Source organism: Blautia coccoides (assembly GCF_034355335.1).
Lineage (GTDB): Bacteria > Bacillota > Clostridia > Lachnospirales > Lachnospiraceae > Blautia > Blautia producta.
Genome location: NZ_CP136422.1, coordinates 2,263,364 through 2,278,135 on the forward strand (window position 1 = coordinate 2,263,364; position 14,772 = coordinate 2,278,135).

The window sequence follows — 14,772 nt, forward strand, 5'->3', positions numbered from 1 at the left end:
GGGCTATACCTCCTTTTTACCGGTGACTACCTCGTAGATGAGGGATTTTTTGTATTCGGTGAGTTTGGTGATGAGGGATTGCTTGCAGGTAATTACTCTTTCAATACTCTTTATTTTTTTGTGCAACCATTTAACTATCTTTCGTTGTTCATCAATTGAAGGAAATAAGAATGGTATTTTATTGATGATACTAGAATTCAAATTTGCCATGGTTGTTCCAACGGAATTCAATGTAAGATACTGTCGAATATATGTAGTCTGTAAATAGAAAATAGCATATTGTGGATTAATTAAATGATTACACCGCAATTTTATACATCCAGTGCCACAAAAGCAACTTCCTATATCGTGCTCATAACACGCGCATCTTCCCATTTCACCTCTTCGCGCAAAAACAATGTCACTAGGATAAAGCATATGTTGTGATAATTCATTTGCTTTTTTTTCTGTGATTGAGCATTGTCTGTTGGGCACGATTATACCGTCTATTATATTGGCAGGATTAATAACATAAATCCCATTGTCGACGTAGTCCTCAGCATGTAGTTGACTCCCAAAAGGTCCGGTTTGAATTAACATAAGACCGTTTCCAAATGATGCTGTAATCCATCCTTCTGGCACTTTCCCAATCCACTCGACCCCACTATCCTTCATCGGAACATCTAGATTTAACCCTTTTGTAACTGCCTCTGTAATAACCGATAATTTGTATTCTTTCAGCTTTTCAATCACAGCCTGTTCACGGGCTATGATGGCATCAATTTTTGAACATTTAGCGTCGAGGTAAATGGAGATATTTTCTTGTTCCTCTAATGTCCAGTCAATCCAACCGATCTGCTCAATATATCTTCGGTTCATATGAGGTATTGTTGTTCCATTGACTAATTGATACATAAAGCTTTCGAAGCCCTTATAGTACCAATATAGAAAAGAGGGATAAGAAGCTTTTGCCCTCAGCCTAACAATTGTTGACGATATTTTGCCATCTTTATGTGTTCCACATAAACCTGCCCTCGCTCCGTCCCATAGTACTAATAAATCATCATATCTGCAAGATGGTATATCTTCATCCATTGTAAAAGTGGTATAATTTTCATTTGTATCTAAATCAGAGGCACCAATATATGGATATCCTATTTGATCAGTATTTGTTGATTTTGGAATTTTTCCTTTGACATATTCAAACAAATACTTATTACGCAGTAATGAGTGATTTGCTGGTATCTCCCCAATCCACTCCACGCCACTATCTTTCATTTCCCTCATAAATCAAACACCTCCGCCAAGACCCCTTCAAGCTCCGCTTCAATGTCAAGTATCTCGGCCATGATTTCCTCAGAAGGTCTTGGCGCCACATATTTATAAAAATGACGTGTAAACAGAATTTCATATCCTACCTTGGACTTATTTTTATCAATCCATGCATCCGGTGCAAAAGGCAGCACCTCGCGTTTGAAGTATTCCGTAATATCTTCTTTTAGCGGCACATTTTCCGTATCACGTAAAGAAATATCCGGCTGCTTTTTTCCCTTTTTTAACACCAGTTCGCCCTTCTCATCGCGCAATGGGCGCTCTACCGTAATTTTTGTATAACCAAAGTCCTCATTATCATATATTTTGCTGATGTCATTTGTTTTGAAATCGCCATAAATCCGCGTAATCTCCTCAATCGCAGACTGAGGAATATCATTGCGTTTATTACCCAAAGCCTTACGGCGTTTTTCAAACAGACCGTTGGCATTAATCAGTTGAACCTTACCCTCGCGCCTGGTTCCTGCTTTTTTGTTAGAAAGAACCCAGATATAGGTAGCAATACCAGTGTTATAGAAAATATCATTTGGCAAAGCCACAATTGCCTCCAGCAAATCATTTTCTAAAATATATTTCCGAATATCTGACGGCCCGCTTCCCGCATCGCCTGTAAACAGCGGAGAACCGTTATGAATAATGGCAATACGGCTGCCGCCGTCTTTGGGATCTTTCATTTTAGAGATAGCCGTCAGCAGGAACAGCATTTGTCCATCGCTTGCCGCAGGTAAACCCGCGCCAAACCGTCCTGCAAATCCCAGCTTTGCCTCTGCCTCCACCTTCGCTTTTTCATTTTTCCACTCACGGCCAAAAGGTGGATTAGATAAAATATAATCAAAGGTTTGTCCTTCAAACTGATCATCGGTCAATGTATTGCCATCTTTGATAAATTCAGCATTATTGCCTTTAATAAGCATATCCGCTTTGCAGATCGCAAACGTCTGGTCATTGATTTCCTGCCCGAATGCCATAAGTTCTGTCGTGGCATTCATCCGATGCAGGTATTCTTCTGCAACAGAAAGCATCCCCCCTGTTCCACAGGCTGGATCATAGATCGTTTTTGCCACATTATTGCCGGAGAGGACATCGTTATCATCGTAGAACAAAATGTTGACCATAAGTTCGATCACTTCACGAGGTGTATAATGCTGCCCGGCATCTTCGTTATGCGCCTCAGAAAACCGACGGATGATTTCTTCAAAAATATATCCCATCTCTAAATTAGAGATTACGCTTGGATGGAGATTTGCCTTGGGCGATGTAAATTCCTTGATTACAATATAGAGAATGCCCTTATTTGCCATCGTGGTGATATGGCCGTCAAATTTAAATTTTTCAATAATATCCTGTACATTTTCAGAAAAACCGTTCAGGTAATCACGAAAATTAGCCTCGATATTATCGGGATCATCTAATAACTTATCAAAATCATATTTGCTTGAATTATAAAAATCGTGTCCGGAAGCTTTGCGCAATAATACATCACGCATAGGAAGAGATTTTACACTTTCATATTTTTCAAGTACCGCTGCCTTTGTATCAGCAATGATGCAGTCAAAACGGCGTATTACTGTCATCGGCAAGATGACTTCTCCATATTCGTGCGGTTTATATACACCAGTCAATTTATCTGCAATCGCCCATATAAGGGCAGCTTTTTCACTTACATTACTACTTAAGCTCATGTCCAGAATCTCCGTTTTATTCTTATTTTTCTGTATTGTATAATACTAAATTACATATTCTTCCCAAATACCTGAAAACTCCGAAGTATTCTTATTTATTAACCACTTCTCTATTAAAAAACAAGCCACAAACTATTACCTTTTAATTTCCACGAATCTGAGAGGATTAGAATTCTTAAATTTAAGCATTTCTCGCATTATTAATATACCATAATAAGTACTCATTTCCAACGGCTTTATCTTTTTAGCAAAAATAATAGCATATGTAACGAAATCTACCACCAGGTGTAATCTAATGATGTCGAATTTTGTCGTCACAATCTCCGCCATAGCTGCGCGACTCTGCTTTTTGCCAACGGCGTGAGTCTAAAACAGATACAGGAGTGGCTGGGCCACAGTGATATCTCAACTACATCAAATATCTATACGCACTTGGATTTCAACAGTAAAGTATCGTCAGCAGAAGCCATACTGCCGATATTTCCAGTACAGCCAGGCTACGTGCAGAAAAAAGGCTAAGGATAAAAAAAGAAAAAACTCTTTGAATTCTCATCCAAAGAGTTTTCCTATGCTGCCGCTGGCCGGACTCGAACCGGCACGGTGTTACCCGCTTGATTTTGAGTTTTTCAAGCCATTCAGAAGTATTTGGAACGTACTGGTATTGAATGGAACTTACAACCTGCCAAAAACCGCATAAATTCAAGCCCTTTGCCACTTTGCAGCCGATATTTCTGCATGAATAAAGAATAAACGAAAATCAGCGGTTTGGCAAGCAAAATTTCCCGTTGGAGGGATATAGGAGGGATGTGGAGGGATTTCCATTATCCTCTCTCAACAAGATACTATAAATTATTTATAAAGCAGTCAGCACCTATCACTGACAAATGATAATAAGGAGCTGACAAAAAATGAGAAATAAACAATACTATCAAGAACGCTTTAAGGACTACCCGGACATAGTGAATTTGGAGCAATTTAGAGAAATGCTAGGTGGTATCGGTGACAGTACGGCAAGAAAGCTCATGCGTGAAAAGAAAGTGAAGCATTTTTGTATTCGCCATACTTATATGATACCTAAAGCACACGTTATTGAATATGTACTTAGTGAACACTATGCGGAATATAAATATTCTTTAAAGGTTCAGATATAAATTACAGGACGTTCAGAAATGAGCGTCCTTTTTCATACCTAAAAAGCGAAAGGAGGATTTATTTTTATGAAAAAGATTATGAACCGTCTGCTTGCAGGCGTACTAAGTCTGGCTGCGGTTTTCACAACCTTACCTGTTTCACAGGTACAGGCTGCGGAGAAACAATACTGGACAGACGCACAGGAAAAGGCAGGCTATGTAGAAAAGGTTATGAATGATGGCAGTATCGGTTCTACGTTCCATGAGGGCATTATGCAGGTGGAGGGAGAAACCGCCTACTGTATCGACATCAACACAGATTTTCAGTCCGGCTACAAGACACGCTCGGACGCAAGTTCCCGTATGAGTGTCGACCAGATTGCTGACGTTGCTCTCTCACTGGAATACGTCAAACAGTATGCAGCCAGCCACAAAGAGCTGAATTACAAACAGACTTATTTACTGGAACAGTGCGTTGTCTGGCAGCGTTTAAGCGTGCATTTAGGATGGAGCTGTGACAATGTACGAGCTGCCTATGACGAGGTATCTAAAGCAGTACAGGACGAGGTATACGCTGGCGCAAAGGCATTTGTAAAAGCCAACAAAGGACGCTACGACTGCGGCGGCTATATCTATTCCGGCGACGGACAGGAATTAGGACAGTTCTGGGCGAAGCTGGATGTGGGAAATGCGGCACTTCAAAAGGTGTCCTCCAATCCCACCATTACCAACGGAAACAACAGCTATTCCCTTGCTGGTGCGACGTATGGTGTCTTTGCTGATAAAGGCTGCAAGGAACAGCTTGCCACCCTTACGACAGATAAAGACGGGAACACCGAAGCGGTAGAGGTAAAGGCTGGTAAAATCTATATCAAGGAGTTATCCGTTCCGGCGGCAGGTTTCCAGTTGGACAAGACGGTATATCCGTTGACTGTCAAAGCTGGTGAAACATCCACATTGAAAGTCAGCGATACACCCAAAGCTACAACCACATTGATTGAGCTTTTTAAGATAGACATGGAAACATCAAAGGGAGTGGCACAAGGGGCAGCTTCTTTGGAGGGTGCAGAGTTCGTTTGGAATTATTATGACGGGTACTACAACAAAGACAACCTGCCAGCAAAGCCGACCCGTTCATGGACAACAAAGACCGTGGCTGAAAAAGGCAGCGACGGAACTATCCATTACATCACAAAGCTGACAGACCGCTACAAAGTATCCGGCGACAGCTTCTACTTACAGGATGGCGTGCCATGCCTGCCACTTGGAACACTGACCGTATCCGAAAGCAAGAGTCCAGCAGGTTACTTGTTGGAGGGTGCATATATGCAGGCAAACGGCAGCGAGGAACAAATCAAAGGAATGTATCTGGCACAGATTACCGAGGATGGGGAGCTGGCGGTGCTTACAGGCAGCAACCAGTATTCCGTGTCTGATAAGGTTATCCGTGGCGGCGTGAAAATCCAAAAGCGTGACCTTGAAACACAGGACACGAAGCCACAGGGCGGCGCAACTTTAAAAGATACGGAGTTCACCATTACCAGCCTAAATGAGAACGCTGTGCTGGTGGATGGAAAGCTCTATAACAAAGGCGAGGTTGTGAAAACCATCCTTACAGGCATTGACGGTATCGCTTCTACGGCTGTGGATACGCTGCCATTTGGAACATACCGTATTGATGAAAAAAAGAGTCCGGCAGGCTACTTGGCGACGGGTGCGGTTTCCCGTGAATTTACCATTAAGGAAAATGGCAAAATTGTGGACTTGACTGGTGCGGAACAATCCATCTACAACCAGATCAAGCGTGGTGACATTGAGGGCGTGAAAATCGGTGACGGAACACACAAGCGCCTTGCTGACGTTCCGTTCCGCATTACCAGCAAGACCACAGGTGAGAGCCACGTTGTCGTGACTGATAAAAACGGACAGTTCTCTACCGCTTCTGACTGGGTATCCCATAAGCAGAATACCAACAGGGGCAAGACCAGCGAGGACGGTATCTGGTTCGGTACGTCTGAACCGGACGACTCCAAAGGTGCGCTGCTGTACGATACCTACAAGATTGAGGAATTGCGCTGCGACAGTAATAAGGGGTTTAAGCTCATTCCGGCTTTTGAGATTGTGGTTTCCAGAGATAAGGTAGTCATTGACTTGGGAACGCTCACTGACGACTACGAAAAAGAAATCTCTATCCATACCACCGCTGCGGATAAAGCCACGGGTGAGAAATCAATCATTGCCGGAAAAGAGGTCACGATTGTGGACACGGTCACGCTGGACGGTCTGAAAAAGGGCACAAAGTACCAGCTCAAAGGCTGGCAGATGATAAAGGATGAAAATGCCGAGCTTATTATTGATGACAAGCGTGTTGAGAGTGAATACACATTCACCGCTGACAGTGAGGAAATGAAAGTCAAGGTAGAATATACGTTCAATGCTTCTGCCCTTGGGGGTAAAGACTTGGTTACTTTTGAAGAACTATACGACTTATCCGACAAGAATGAGCCTGTCAAAGTGGCTGAACACAAAGACATTGAGGACGACGGGCAGACGGTATCCATCAAAGACCGTGTAATTAAAATCCATACCACAGCTGCGGACAAAGCCACGGGCGAGAAAGTAATCGTTGCTGGCAAAGAGGTCACAATCGTGGATACGGTCACTATAGATGGTCTGGAAGTAGGTACAAGATACCAGCTCAAAGGCTGGCAGATGGTAAAAGATGAAAACACCGAGCTTCTCATGGATGGCAGGCGTGTGGAGAGTGATCACACATTTACTGCCAATAAGGAGGAAATGAAAGTGGAGGTCACCTTTACATTCAACGCTTCTGCCCTTGGCGGCAAGAACTTGGTGACGTTTGAGGAACTCTACGACGTAACCAATCCCGACGAGCCTGTAAAGGTCACGGAACATAAAGACATAGAGGACGAGGGGCAGACGGTTCTTATCACCGAGCGCATAATCAAAATCCATACCACTGCCGCCAGCAAAGACGGTGAAAAAGCCATAGAAGCTGGCAAAGAGGTCACAATCGTGGATACGGTCACGCTGGACGGTCTGGAAGTGGGTACAAAGTACCAGCTCAAAGGCTGGCAGATGGTAAAGGATGAAAATGCCGAGCTTCTCATTGACGGGAAACGTGTGGAGAATGACTACACATTCACCGCTGCCGACACCAAAATGGAGGTGGAGATTGTCTTTACATTTGACGCTTCAAAGTTGGGCGGCAAGCAGCTTGTGACCTTTGAGGAACTCTACGACATCACCAACCCTGACGAGCCTGTAAAAGTCACAGAACATAAGGACATCACGGACAAGGAGCAGACAATCACAATCAAGGAAGTGCCGGAAACGCCTGCGCCCGAAGAACCAAAGAAACCGGAAACACCAGACACGCCGAGCCATAAGGTGACGGACTCCCCCAAAACGGGTGATAACACCAATGTGGCTGTCTTTGCTGTCCTGCTTGGACTCTCTGCGGCTGGTCTTGCTTTTGCAGCCTATAAGAAACGCCGTTCCATGAAGCATGACAGTGATAAATAGAGTGTGAGGTGACTGCCTATGAAGCTGCATACACGCTCACCGCCTGCCGGGATGGTTCAAACTGCTGGATAAAACCTTTACACTGTTTCTTTTCTGTCAATCGTCTTTTTGATTGATAGAAAAAAAACAGTCCACTAGGGGGTATGGGGGATTGTAGCTCCCCCATGCTCTTCCCTTAAAGCTACGCACATAGAAAGAAAAGAGGTAAACACATATGGAATTAAAACACGTAATCCCTAACATGGAAAAAACATTCGGAAACTTAGAATATGCCGGAGAGGGCAAGACCGAGCAGCGTCGGGTAAACGGGCGCATGACGGTCATTTCCCGAAGTTTCAATCTGTATTCTGACGTACAGAGAGCCGATGACATTATTGTTATCCTGCCTGCTTCTGCCGGAGAGAAAAATTTTGAGGTGGAGGAAAAGGTAAAACTTATCAACCCGAAAATCACGGCTGACGGTTACAAAATCGGCACCCGTGGATTTACCAACTATATCCTGTCCGCTGACGACATGGTGAAAGCATAAGGAGGTCAAGAGATTATGAGATTAGCAAACGGAATTATCATAGATAAAGAAAAGACATTTGGTGTGCTGAAATTCTCTGCCCTTAGACGTGAGGTACACATCCAGAATGAAGATGGAACAGCGTCCGAGGAAATAAAGGAGCGCACGTATGATTTGAAGTCCAGAGGACAGGGGCGCATGATACAGGTGAGTATCCCGGCTTCTGTGCCTTTAAAAGAATTTGACTACAACGCCGAGGTGGAGATCATCAACCCTGTGGCAGATACGGTAGCGACCGCTACATTTCAAGGGGCAGATGTTGACTGGTACATCAAAGCTGACGACATTGTATTAAAGAATAAAGGCGGTCAGCCTATTGGACATCCACAGAACCAGCAGCCGAAAAAAGACAATCCCGACGGAAAATAAGCCTGTTAGTGGGATTTTGACAGAGGACAGAAAGGAGAATCAGATTTATTGAGCGTTTAGCAATACGGGAAATCCCCAAAGATACGGCAGTCACTTTCATACGTGAATACCACTATTCCAAAGTGATACCACGGCTCTGCGTCTACTTCTTGGGGATTTACCATGAAAACCGATTGACAGGGGTTGTGGAGCTTGGATGGGGAACGCAACCCTTACAGACCATCCGCAAGATTTTCCCACAGCATAAGCTGGTGACATCCGATTATCTGGAAATCGGGAAGATGTGCTTTCTACCAGAAATGAACCATAACCAGTATTTTGGCAGCCTTGCCCTCTCCGCTTTGATTAAGTGGCTACGGGTGAACACAGGCTGCCTTTTTCTATACACACTTGCGGATGGCATTGAGGGAAAATGCGGTTATGTATATCAGGCTTCTAACTTCTACTACCTTGGCAGCTTCAAGACTAGCGTATACCGTGACCGGGAAACGGGCGAAAAGATACATCCCCGAAGTGCCAGAATACTGCTGGAAGAAAATGCCCGAATGGATGGCGTAAAGAAGCGGCACTGGCTGACCCATGCGTTTTGTGAGTACAAAGGGATAGAGAAGATCAATGGACTTATGTTCCGTTATATCTACCCACTGACGAAAGAAGCAAGGCAGATTTTAAACGCCTATCCCTGTTATGCCAGACATCACTATCCCAAAGATGGCAGCCTGCTGTTTCAAAGACGGGTTTCTAACAGAGTCTATGAAACCATCCGGCAGCCGCATTTTGATAAGAACACCTGCCGCTATAACACACAGGACTATAACCACTGTTGAAAGGAGGACTTATGCAACTTTACAAACACTATAAAGGCAACCGTATCCGTGCCAGTGACAAGTCGCTGGTGGTGCGGTCATTGGGCGGTCGGCTGGCGTGCCTGCTCTTTGCGGTCGTGCTGCTTTTGAATATCAATACGCTGCTGCATACGGACCGGAACACGGTTTCGTTATTTCAAAACGGCAGCATTAAGCTCTCGGTTACGCCCTACATGATAGTATCTCTTGTAGCGGCGGTGCTGGTCTGCGGTTTGTCTGCGTTCCTGTATGCCCGTTACCAGCCGGACAGAATAAAGCAGCTCTGTCACCGTCAAAAGCTGTCACGGATGATATTGGAAAATGGCTGGTATGAGTCCGAGCAGTCACAGGATGGCGGCTTTTTCAAAGACTTGCCTGCCAGCAGGTCAAAGGAGAAAATCACTCACTTTCCCAAAGTGTACTACCGCCTAGATAATGGACTTATACACATACTGGCAGAAATCACCTTGGGAAAATATCAAGACCAGCTCCTGCACTTGGAAAAGAAGCTGGAAACAGGCTTGTACTGTGAGCTGGTTTCCAAAGAGCTGAAAGACAGCTTTGTGGAATATGTCTTACTCTATGACACCATTGCCAACCGTATCACCATAGATGAGGTACAGGCGGCAGGCGGCAGCCTGCGGCTCATGAAAAATGTGTATTGGGAATATGACAAGCTCCCTCATATGCTGATTGCTGGCGGCACTGGCGGCGGTAAGACCTACTTTATCCTTACCATCATAGAAGCACTCCTGCGTACCAACGCCAAACTGTATGTGCTTGACCCGAAGAACGCCGACCTTGCCGACCTGTCCGCCGTCATGTCCGAAGTCTACTACCGAAAGGAGGAAATCACAGACTGTATCGACCACTTTTATGATGGCATGATGGAACGGAGCGAAGCCATGAAGCGCATGGACGGTTACAAGACAGGGGAAAACTATGCTTATTTAGGTCTGCCGCCCCACTTCCTCATTTTTGACGAATACGTGGCGTTTATGGAAATGCTGACGACAAAGGAAAACGCTTTGGTCTTGAATAAACTGAAACAGATTGTCATGCTCGGACGGCAGGCAGGATATTTCCTCATTCTCGCCTGTCAGCGACCGGACGCAAAATACCTTGGCGACGGTATCCGTGACCAGTTTAATTTCCGTGTGGCACTTGGCAGAATGTCAGAGCTTGGGTATTCTATGATGTTCGGTGAGGTGGACAAGGACTTTTTCTTAAAGCAGATCAAAGGGCGTGGCTACGTGGATACGGGAACGAGTGTCATATCAGAGTTTTACACTCCCCTTGTACCAAAAGGGCATGACTTTTTAACGGTGATTGGGGAGCTGGCAGGAAAGGAGGTGAAAAAAGAAGCTACGGGAACATTCCCATAGCTTTAGCGTAACTTCAATATGTCGTTTGGCGTGCAGTCAAGAAATTCACACAATCTGGCAAGTATCGCAAGGTCTACTCTGGTGACTTTGCCCTTGCAGTAATTATTGAGCTGTGTGCGTTGGAGCTTGCAGGCTTCACATACCTTGTTCTTGCTGATATTCTTCTCTTTCAAGAGCCGTTCTAAATCAATGTATACCATCATTCTTTTACACCAGTCCTTTTGATTAAATTATATATACAACTGTATTGAAAAATAAGATGTATTACAGTACACTGTATGTACATACAGGGTAAAGGGGTGATATGGATGGATAGGAAGAAATCATTAGGTTTTGCCGCTGTATTTATTGTGGCAGTTATGGCGGCAGATTATTTACAAAATGGACGGGAAATGTCAGTTTACAACAGCCGTTCCTTTGCGGCAGGAGCTTATAAGGAAGAACACCTTATTGTGGTGGTGAACAGGCTATATATCCCCGACAAAATGGATTGTGCAAGGGAGATCGTCAGAAAATGCAGGGAAAATGACTTTAGCAACATACTGTTCAGCTACGATTATGGTATCCCCAATAATCTGCACGCTGCGGTGTACCTGTCTGAACATGACGTGAAAAGAGGTGAACCCGTATTCAGACTTAGTTACAAAGTAAAAGGGGGTACTCTGACCGACTATAACATTGTGGACAATCCGCAAAAGTTTGAATTATCGGTTGAATAAAAACGACCAAAGGCAGGACGGACAGGCGGCGTGCGAAGCGAAAGCCGCTGGTTCGCCCTAGCCGTGTTGGGGCGGCTTGCCGCCACAACCATCCGCCCCCCGGTATCTAACAGGGGGGCACAAATACAATAGGAAACAGTCAAAGAAGTTAGGAAAGTCCTTGTAAAATAAGGACTTTTTCTACTTTCAGAGGGTGTCAACTGGAACGCTTCTAGTTGACACTTTTTCCAGAATGGAGGGATTTTTACTGAATGATACAGACTGGAACACAGAGTTAAAAGAAAAACGGCTGGCATACGGCGTTTCACAAAACAAGCTGGCGGTGACGGCTGGCATTACAAGGCAGTACCTTGGCAAGATAGAGTCCGGCAGTGCTGCTCCCAGTGAGGAAATCAAAGAAAACCTGCTGCAAGCTCTGGAACGGTACAATCCAGAAACACCGCTTACCATGCTATTTGATTATGTGCGGATACGGTTTCCTACCACAGACGTGCGGTTTGTGGTCGAAACCATCCTTAAATTAAAGCTGGATTTTATGATACATGAGGACTTCGGCTTCTACTCCTATCCAGAGCATTACTACATGGGGGATATATTTGTTTTGGTATCCCCCGAACAGGAAAAGGGGGTGCTGCTGGAACTGAAAGGAAAAGGCTGCCGCCAGTTTGAAAACTTCCTGCTGGCACAGCATAGGAGCTGGTACGACTTCTTCACGGATGCTCTCTGCGAGGGCGGCGTGTTCAAGCGGATAGACCTTGCCATCAACGATATGGTGGGGATACTGGACATTCCAGAACTGACCGCTAAATGCCGGAATGAGGAATGTATTTCCGTATTCCGAAGTTTCAAGTCCTACCGCTCCGGCGAGCTGGTGCAGAGCCATGAAAAAAACAAGTCCGGCATGGGGCACACGCTCTATATTGGTTCACTGAAATCAGAGGTCTACTTCTGTGTGTATGAAAAAGATTACGAGCAGTTCGTAAAATACGACATCCCCGTTGAGGAAACGCCTGTCAAGAACCGCTTTGAAATCCGTTTAAAGAACGAGCGAGCCTACTATGCGGTGCGTGACCTGCTGACCTACTATGACGCTGAACGCACTGCATTTTCCATCATCAACCGCTATGTACGGTTTGCCGATAAGGACGACACGAAGCGACGGAGCGAATGGCAGACAAATCAGCGTTGGGCGTGGTTTCTCGGTGAGGGGCGTGGGCGGCTGAAACTGACGACCGAACCAGAACCGTACAATTTCCAGCGTACCTTAAACTGGCTGGCAAGGCAGGTCGCCCCTACCTTGCAGGTAGCTGAAAAACTGGATAAACAGAACAACACGACGGTGATTAAGGACATGGTGAAACATGCGAAGCTCTCCGACCGATTGGAAAAGGTCTTGCGGCAGCTCTCCGTCACCGTGGAGGAAATGACTGTCAAGGACAAGGAGGAATAAGAAATGTGGCACATATTGTTTGACCTGCTGCTGGTATCGGCAGGCATGGGAATGGGCGTGGTGCTTATGTGTATCCTGCAAGTCGGGAAAGAAGCAGATACCCACTTAGAAGAAATGGAAAGGAGCAATAAAAAATGAACTTTGGACAGAACCTATACAACTGGTTTTTGAGTAATGCACAGAGCCTTGTGCTAATGGCAATCGTGGTGATTGGTATTTACTTAGGCTTTAAGAGAGAATTTAGCAAGCTGATTGGCTTTCTGGTGATTGCCTTAGTCGCTGTCGGTCTGGTGTTCAACGCTGGCGGCGTAAAAGATGTACTCTTAAACCTGTTCAACAAGATTATCGGAGCTTAAAATCAAGGGTTTGCGCCTGTCGCAAACCTACCTATCCCCCTATGGGAGTTCGGGCATAGGGGGAATGAAAAGGGGGTGACGGAATGGTACAAAAAGACATCTTCACGGAGATGCAGGCAAAAATCGGGTGTGACAGACGTACCGAGCTGCCCTACCACAAACGTGAAATCTGGCAGGAAATCAAAAAACTGCCGCTTGCTGCCTATCCGCTGAACCAATTAGAAGAATTTTCCCACTTTGTATTTGATGTAGATTATCCGGTCTTGGTGGGAATACTATCAGAATTGAAAGGACGTGATTTATCATTATGTATGAAATGAGATTATACATCTTAGACACCACAAAACCTTATAACGACGACGAGGACGGTTACGCTGGCGCATGGTTCAACTGCCCTGTGACCTTTGAGGAAATTAAGGAAAAGTTAGGCGTGGAAAAAGAGGAAGATTTTGAAATCGAGGACTACGAGCTGCCCTTTTCCCTAAGTCCTGATATGCCGCTTTGGGAAATCAACGCCCTGTGCCGCATGGTGCAGGAAATTGAGGGCACGCCCCTTGGAAATGAATTAAGCGAGATACAGGCAAAGTGGTTTCACAACATCAGCGACTTTTTCGACCACAAGGACGAGATACGCCACTATGATGTGCCGGACGCTGCTTCTCTTGCAGAATACCTTGTCATGGAAGAACACCGCTTCGGGGAACTGCCGCCGGAACTGGCAAAACACATAGATTTCATTTCCTACGGTCATGAGCTGGAACAAAGCGATGAATACCTTTTTACCACCAGCGGCGTGTTCCGCTATCGGTAAGGCGGTGGCTGCCTTTGGAGGAAATGCGTGTCTACATTGCCAACCTTGGCAAGTACAATGAGGGGGAGCTTGTGGGCGACTGGTTCACGCCGCCTGTGGACTACGACGAGATGGCAGAACGGATCGGCTTGAATGACCGATACGAAGAATACGCCATCCATGACTATGAGCTGCCCTTTGAAATCGACGAGTACACGCCCATTGAGGAAGTCAACCGCCTGTGCGAGATGGTGGAAGAACTGGACTATCCGCTGGATGAGGTGATTGACGACCTGCTCTGCCATTTTTGCAGCGTGGAGGAACTCTACGACCACAAGAACGATATTATCCAGTACCCTTGTGACAACATGGTAGACGTTGCTTACCACTTAATTGACGAGTGCGGCGTTCTGGGCGAGATACCCGACCGATTGAGAAACTACATAGACTATGAAGCCTTTGCCCGTGACATTGACTTGGAGGGGTGCTTCATAGAAACCAGATACGGAGTCTTTGAGTGTCCGTATTAACAAGCTGGCAGACCTGCACAAACGTGTGATTCTGGCAGCTTATTTTATGAGCAGCAGTCTGTGAAATGCAGGCTGCTGTTTCCATTTTAGA

Annotated in this window: 16 protein-coding genes and 1 pseudogene; 14 read left to right on the plus strand and 3 right to left on the minus strand. The window is 45.3% G+C overall.

Going from position 1 to position 14,772, the window contains the following annotated elements; translation table 11 throughout:
• Window positions 1-3: 3 nt before the first annotated feature.
• A complete protein-coding gene (locus tag BLCOC_RS09955; RefSeq protein WP_115625199.1) occupies window positions 4-1,266 on the minus strand; it encodes a restriction endonuclease subunit S in 1,263 nt (420 codons plus the stop codon).
• A complete protein-coding gene (locus tag BLCOC_RS09960) occupies window positions 1,263-2,993 on the minus strand; it encodes a type I restriction-modification system subunit M (protein WP_115625200.1) in 1,731 nt (576 codons plus the stop codon). The genes BLCOC_RS09955 and BLCOC_RS09960 overlap by 4 nt, the downstream gene beginning before the upstream one ends.
• A gap of 318 nt (window positions 2,994-3,311) precedes the next feature.
• On the opposite strand from BLCOC_RS09960, the pseudogene BLCOC_RS09965 reads away from it, so the two are divergent.
• The 7 genes and pseudogenes from BLCOC_RS09965 to BLCOC_RS09995 form a co-directional block, all read left to right on the plus strand.
• Window positions 3,312-3,512 (plus strand): annotated as a pseudogene (locus tag BLCOC_RS09965) (tyrosine-type recombinase/integrase); the annotation flags it as partial.
• A 389-nt stretch (window positions 3,513-3,901) separates the two neighbouring features.
• Complete coding sequence (locus BLCOC_RS09970) at window positions 3,902-4,144, plus strand: hypothetical protein (protein WP_018597324.1); 243 nt, start codon at window positions 3,902-3,904, stop codon at window positions 4,142-4,144.
• 66 nt (window positions 4,145-4,210) lie between these two features.
• Window positions 4,211-7,669 carry a VaFE repeat-containing surface-anchored protein gene (locus BLCOC_RS09975; protein ID WP_115625203.1) on the plus strand — a complete coding sequence of 1,153 codons (3,459 nt, stop codon included), beginning with the start codon at window positions 4,211-4,213 and terminating at the stop codon, window positions 7,667-7,669.
• A gap of 214 nt (window positions 7,670-7,883) precedes the next feature.
• Window positions 7,884-8,198, plus strand: a complete 315-nt coding sequence (locus BLCOC_RS09980; RefSeq protein WP_070441612.1) for a YdcP family protein — start codon at window positions 7,884-7,886, stop codon at window positions 8,196-8,198.
• Window positions 8,199-8,213: 15 nt separating this feature from the next.
• Window positions 8,214-8,606 carry a YdcP family protein gene (locus tag BLCOC_RS09985; protein ID WP_115625204.1) on the plus strand — a complete coding sequence of 131 codons (393 nt, stop codon included), beginning with the start codon at window positions 8,214-8,216 and terminating at the stop codon, window positions 8,604-8,606.
• A 98-nt stretch (window positions 8,607-8,704) separates the two neighbouring features.
• Complete coding sequence (locus BLCOC_RS09990) at window positions 8,705-9,433, plus strand: Mom family adenine methylcarbamoylation protein (RefSeq protein WP_465221581.1); 729 nt, start codon at window positions 8,705-8,707, stop codon at window positions 9,431-9,433.
• 11 nt (window positions 9,434-9,444) lie between these two features.
• Complete coding sequence (locus tag BLCOC_RS09995; RefSeq protein WP_115625206.1) at window positions 9,445-10,836, plus strand: FtsK/SpoIIIE domain-containing protein; 1,392 nt, start codon at window positions 9,445-9,447, stop codon at window positions 10,834-10,836.
• A gap of 2 nt (window positions 10,837-10,838) precedes the next feature.
• Here BLCOC_RS09995 and BLCOC_RS10000 read toward each other — a convergent pair whose 3' ends face one another.
• Window positions 10,839-11,039 (minus strand): helix-turn-helix domain-containing protein, encoded by a 201-nt coding sequence (locus tag BLCOC_RS10000; RefSeq protein WP_044953538.1) that lies wholly within the window; start codon window positions 11,037-11,039, stop codon window positions 10,839-10,841.
• A gap of 105 nt (window positions 11,040-11,144) precedes the next feature.
• On the opposite strand from BLCOC_RS10000, the gene BLCOC_RS10005 reads away from it, so the two are divergent.
• The 7 genes from BLCOC_RS10005 (at window position 11,145) to BLCOC_RS10035 (ending at window position 14,681) form a co-directional block, all read left to right on the plus strand.
• Window positions 11,145-11,555 (plus strand): hypothetical protein, encoded by a 411-nt coding sequence (locus BLCOC_RS10005; protein ID WP_115625207.1) that lies wholly within the window; start codon window positions 11,145-11,147, stop codon window positions 11,553-11,555.
• Window positions 11,556-11,787: 232 nt separating this feature from the next.
• Window positions 11,788-13,005 (plus strand): MobT family relaxase, encoded by a 1,218-nt coding sequence (gene mobT / locus BLCOC_RS10010; protein ID WP_115625208.1) that lies wholly within the window; start codon window positions 11,788-11,790, stop codon window positions 13,003-13,005.
• 3 nt (window positions 13,006-13,008) lie between these two features.
• Window positions 13,009-13,143, plus strand: a complete 135-nt coding sequence (locus BLCOC_RS10015; protein ID WP_002592296.1) for a DUF3789 domain-containing protein — start codon at window positions 13,009-13,011, stop codon at window positions 13,141-13,143.
• Window positions 13,140-13,361 carry a hypothetical protein gene (locus BLCOC_RS10020; protein WP_018595057.1) on the plus strand — a complete coding sequence of 74 codons (222 nt, stop codon included), beginning with the start codon at window positions 13,140-13,142 and terminating at the stop codon, window positions 13,359-13,361. The genes BLCOC_RS10015 and BLCOC_RS10020 overlap by 4 nt, the downstream gene beginning before the upstream one ends.
• Window positions 13,362-13,444: 83 nt before the next feature.
• A complete protein-coding gene (locus BLCOC_RS10025) occupies window positions 13,445-13,681 on the plus strand; it encodes a hypothetical protein (protein ID WP_115625209.1) in 237 nt (78 codons plus the stop codon).
• Window positions 13,669-14,172: an antirestriction protein ArdA gene (locus tag BLCOC_RS10030; protein WP_115625210.1), complete on the plus strand. Its 504-nt coding sequence runs from the start codon at window positions 13,669-13,671 to the stop codon at window positions 14,170-14,172. Before BLCOC_RS10025 ends, BLCOC_RS10030 begins: the two co-directional genes overlap by 13 nt.
• 23 nt (window positions 14,173-14,195) lie before the next feature.
• On the plus strand, window positions 14,196-14,681 hold the full coding sequence (locus BLCOC_RS10035; RefSeq protein WP_115625211.1) for an antirestriction protein ArdA: 486 nt from the start codon (window positions 14,196-14,198) through the stop codon (window positions 14,679-14,681).
• Window positions 14,682-14,772: the final 91 nt, after the last annotated feature.

Bases quoted from the DNA above. Each gene is read 5' to 3' on its own strand.
- BLCOC_RS10035 (WP_115625211.1), top strand. From the start codon at position 14,196: ATGCGTGTCTACATTGCCAACCTTGGCAAGTACAATGAGGGGGAGCTT.
- BLCOC_RS09980 (WP_070441612.1), top strand. From the start codon at position 7,884: ATGGAATTAAAACACGTAATCCCTAACATGGAAAAAACATTCGGAAAC.
- BLCOC_RS10030 (WP_115625210.1), top strand. From the start codon at position 13,669: ATGTATGAAATGAGATTATACATCTTAGACACCACAAAACCTTATAAC.
- BLCOC_RS10000 (WP_044953538.1), bottom strand. From the start codon at position 11,039: ATGATGGTATACATTGATTTAGAACGGCTCTTGAAAGAGAAGAATATC.
- BLCOC_RS09955 (WP_115625199.1), bottom strand. From the start codon at position 1,266: ATGAGGGAAATGAAAGATAGTGGCGTGGAGTGGATTGGGGAGATACCA.
- BLCOC_RS09960 (WP_115625200.1), bottom strand. From the start codon at position 2,993: ATGAGCTTAAGTAGTAATGTAAGTGAAAAAGCTGCCCTTATATGGGCG.
- BLCOC_RS09975 (WP_115625203.1), top strand. From the start codon at position 4,211: ATGAAAAAGATTATGAACCGTCTGCTTGCAGGCGTACTAAGTCTGGCT.
- BLCOC_RS10015 (WP_002592296.1), top strand. From the start codon at position 13,009: ATGTGGCACATATTGTTTGACCTGCTGCTGGTATCGGCAGGCATGGGA.
- BLCOC_RS09995 (WP_115625206.1), top strand. From the start codon at position 9,445: ATGCAACTTTACAAACACTATAAAGGCAACCGTATCCGTGCCAGTGAC.
- BLCOC_RS09970 (WP_018597324.1), top strand. From the start codon at position 3,902: ATGAGAAATAAACAATACTATCAAGAACGCTTTAAGGACTACCCGGAC.
- BLCOC_RS10025 (WP_115625209.1), top strand. From the start codon at position 13,445: ATGGTACAAAAAGACATCTTCACGGAGATGCAGGCAAAAATCGGGTGT.
- BLCOC_RS10005 (WP_115625207.1), top strand. From the start codon at position 11,145: ATGGATAGGAAGAAATCATTAGGTTTTGCCGCTGTATTTATTGTGGCA.
- BLCOC_RS10020 (WP_018595057.1), top strand. From the start codon at position 13,140: ATGAACTTTGGACAGAACCTATACAACTGGTTTTTGAGTAATGCACAG.
- mobT (WP_115625208.1), top strand. From the start codon at position 11,788: ATGGAGGGATTTTTACTGAATGATACAGACTGGAACACAGAGTTAAAA.
- BLCOC_RS09985 (WP_115625204.1), top strand. From the start codon at position 8,214: ATGAGATTAGCAAACGGAATTATCATAGATAAAGAAAAGACATTTGGT.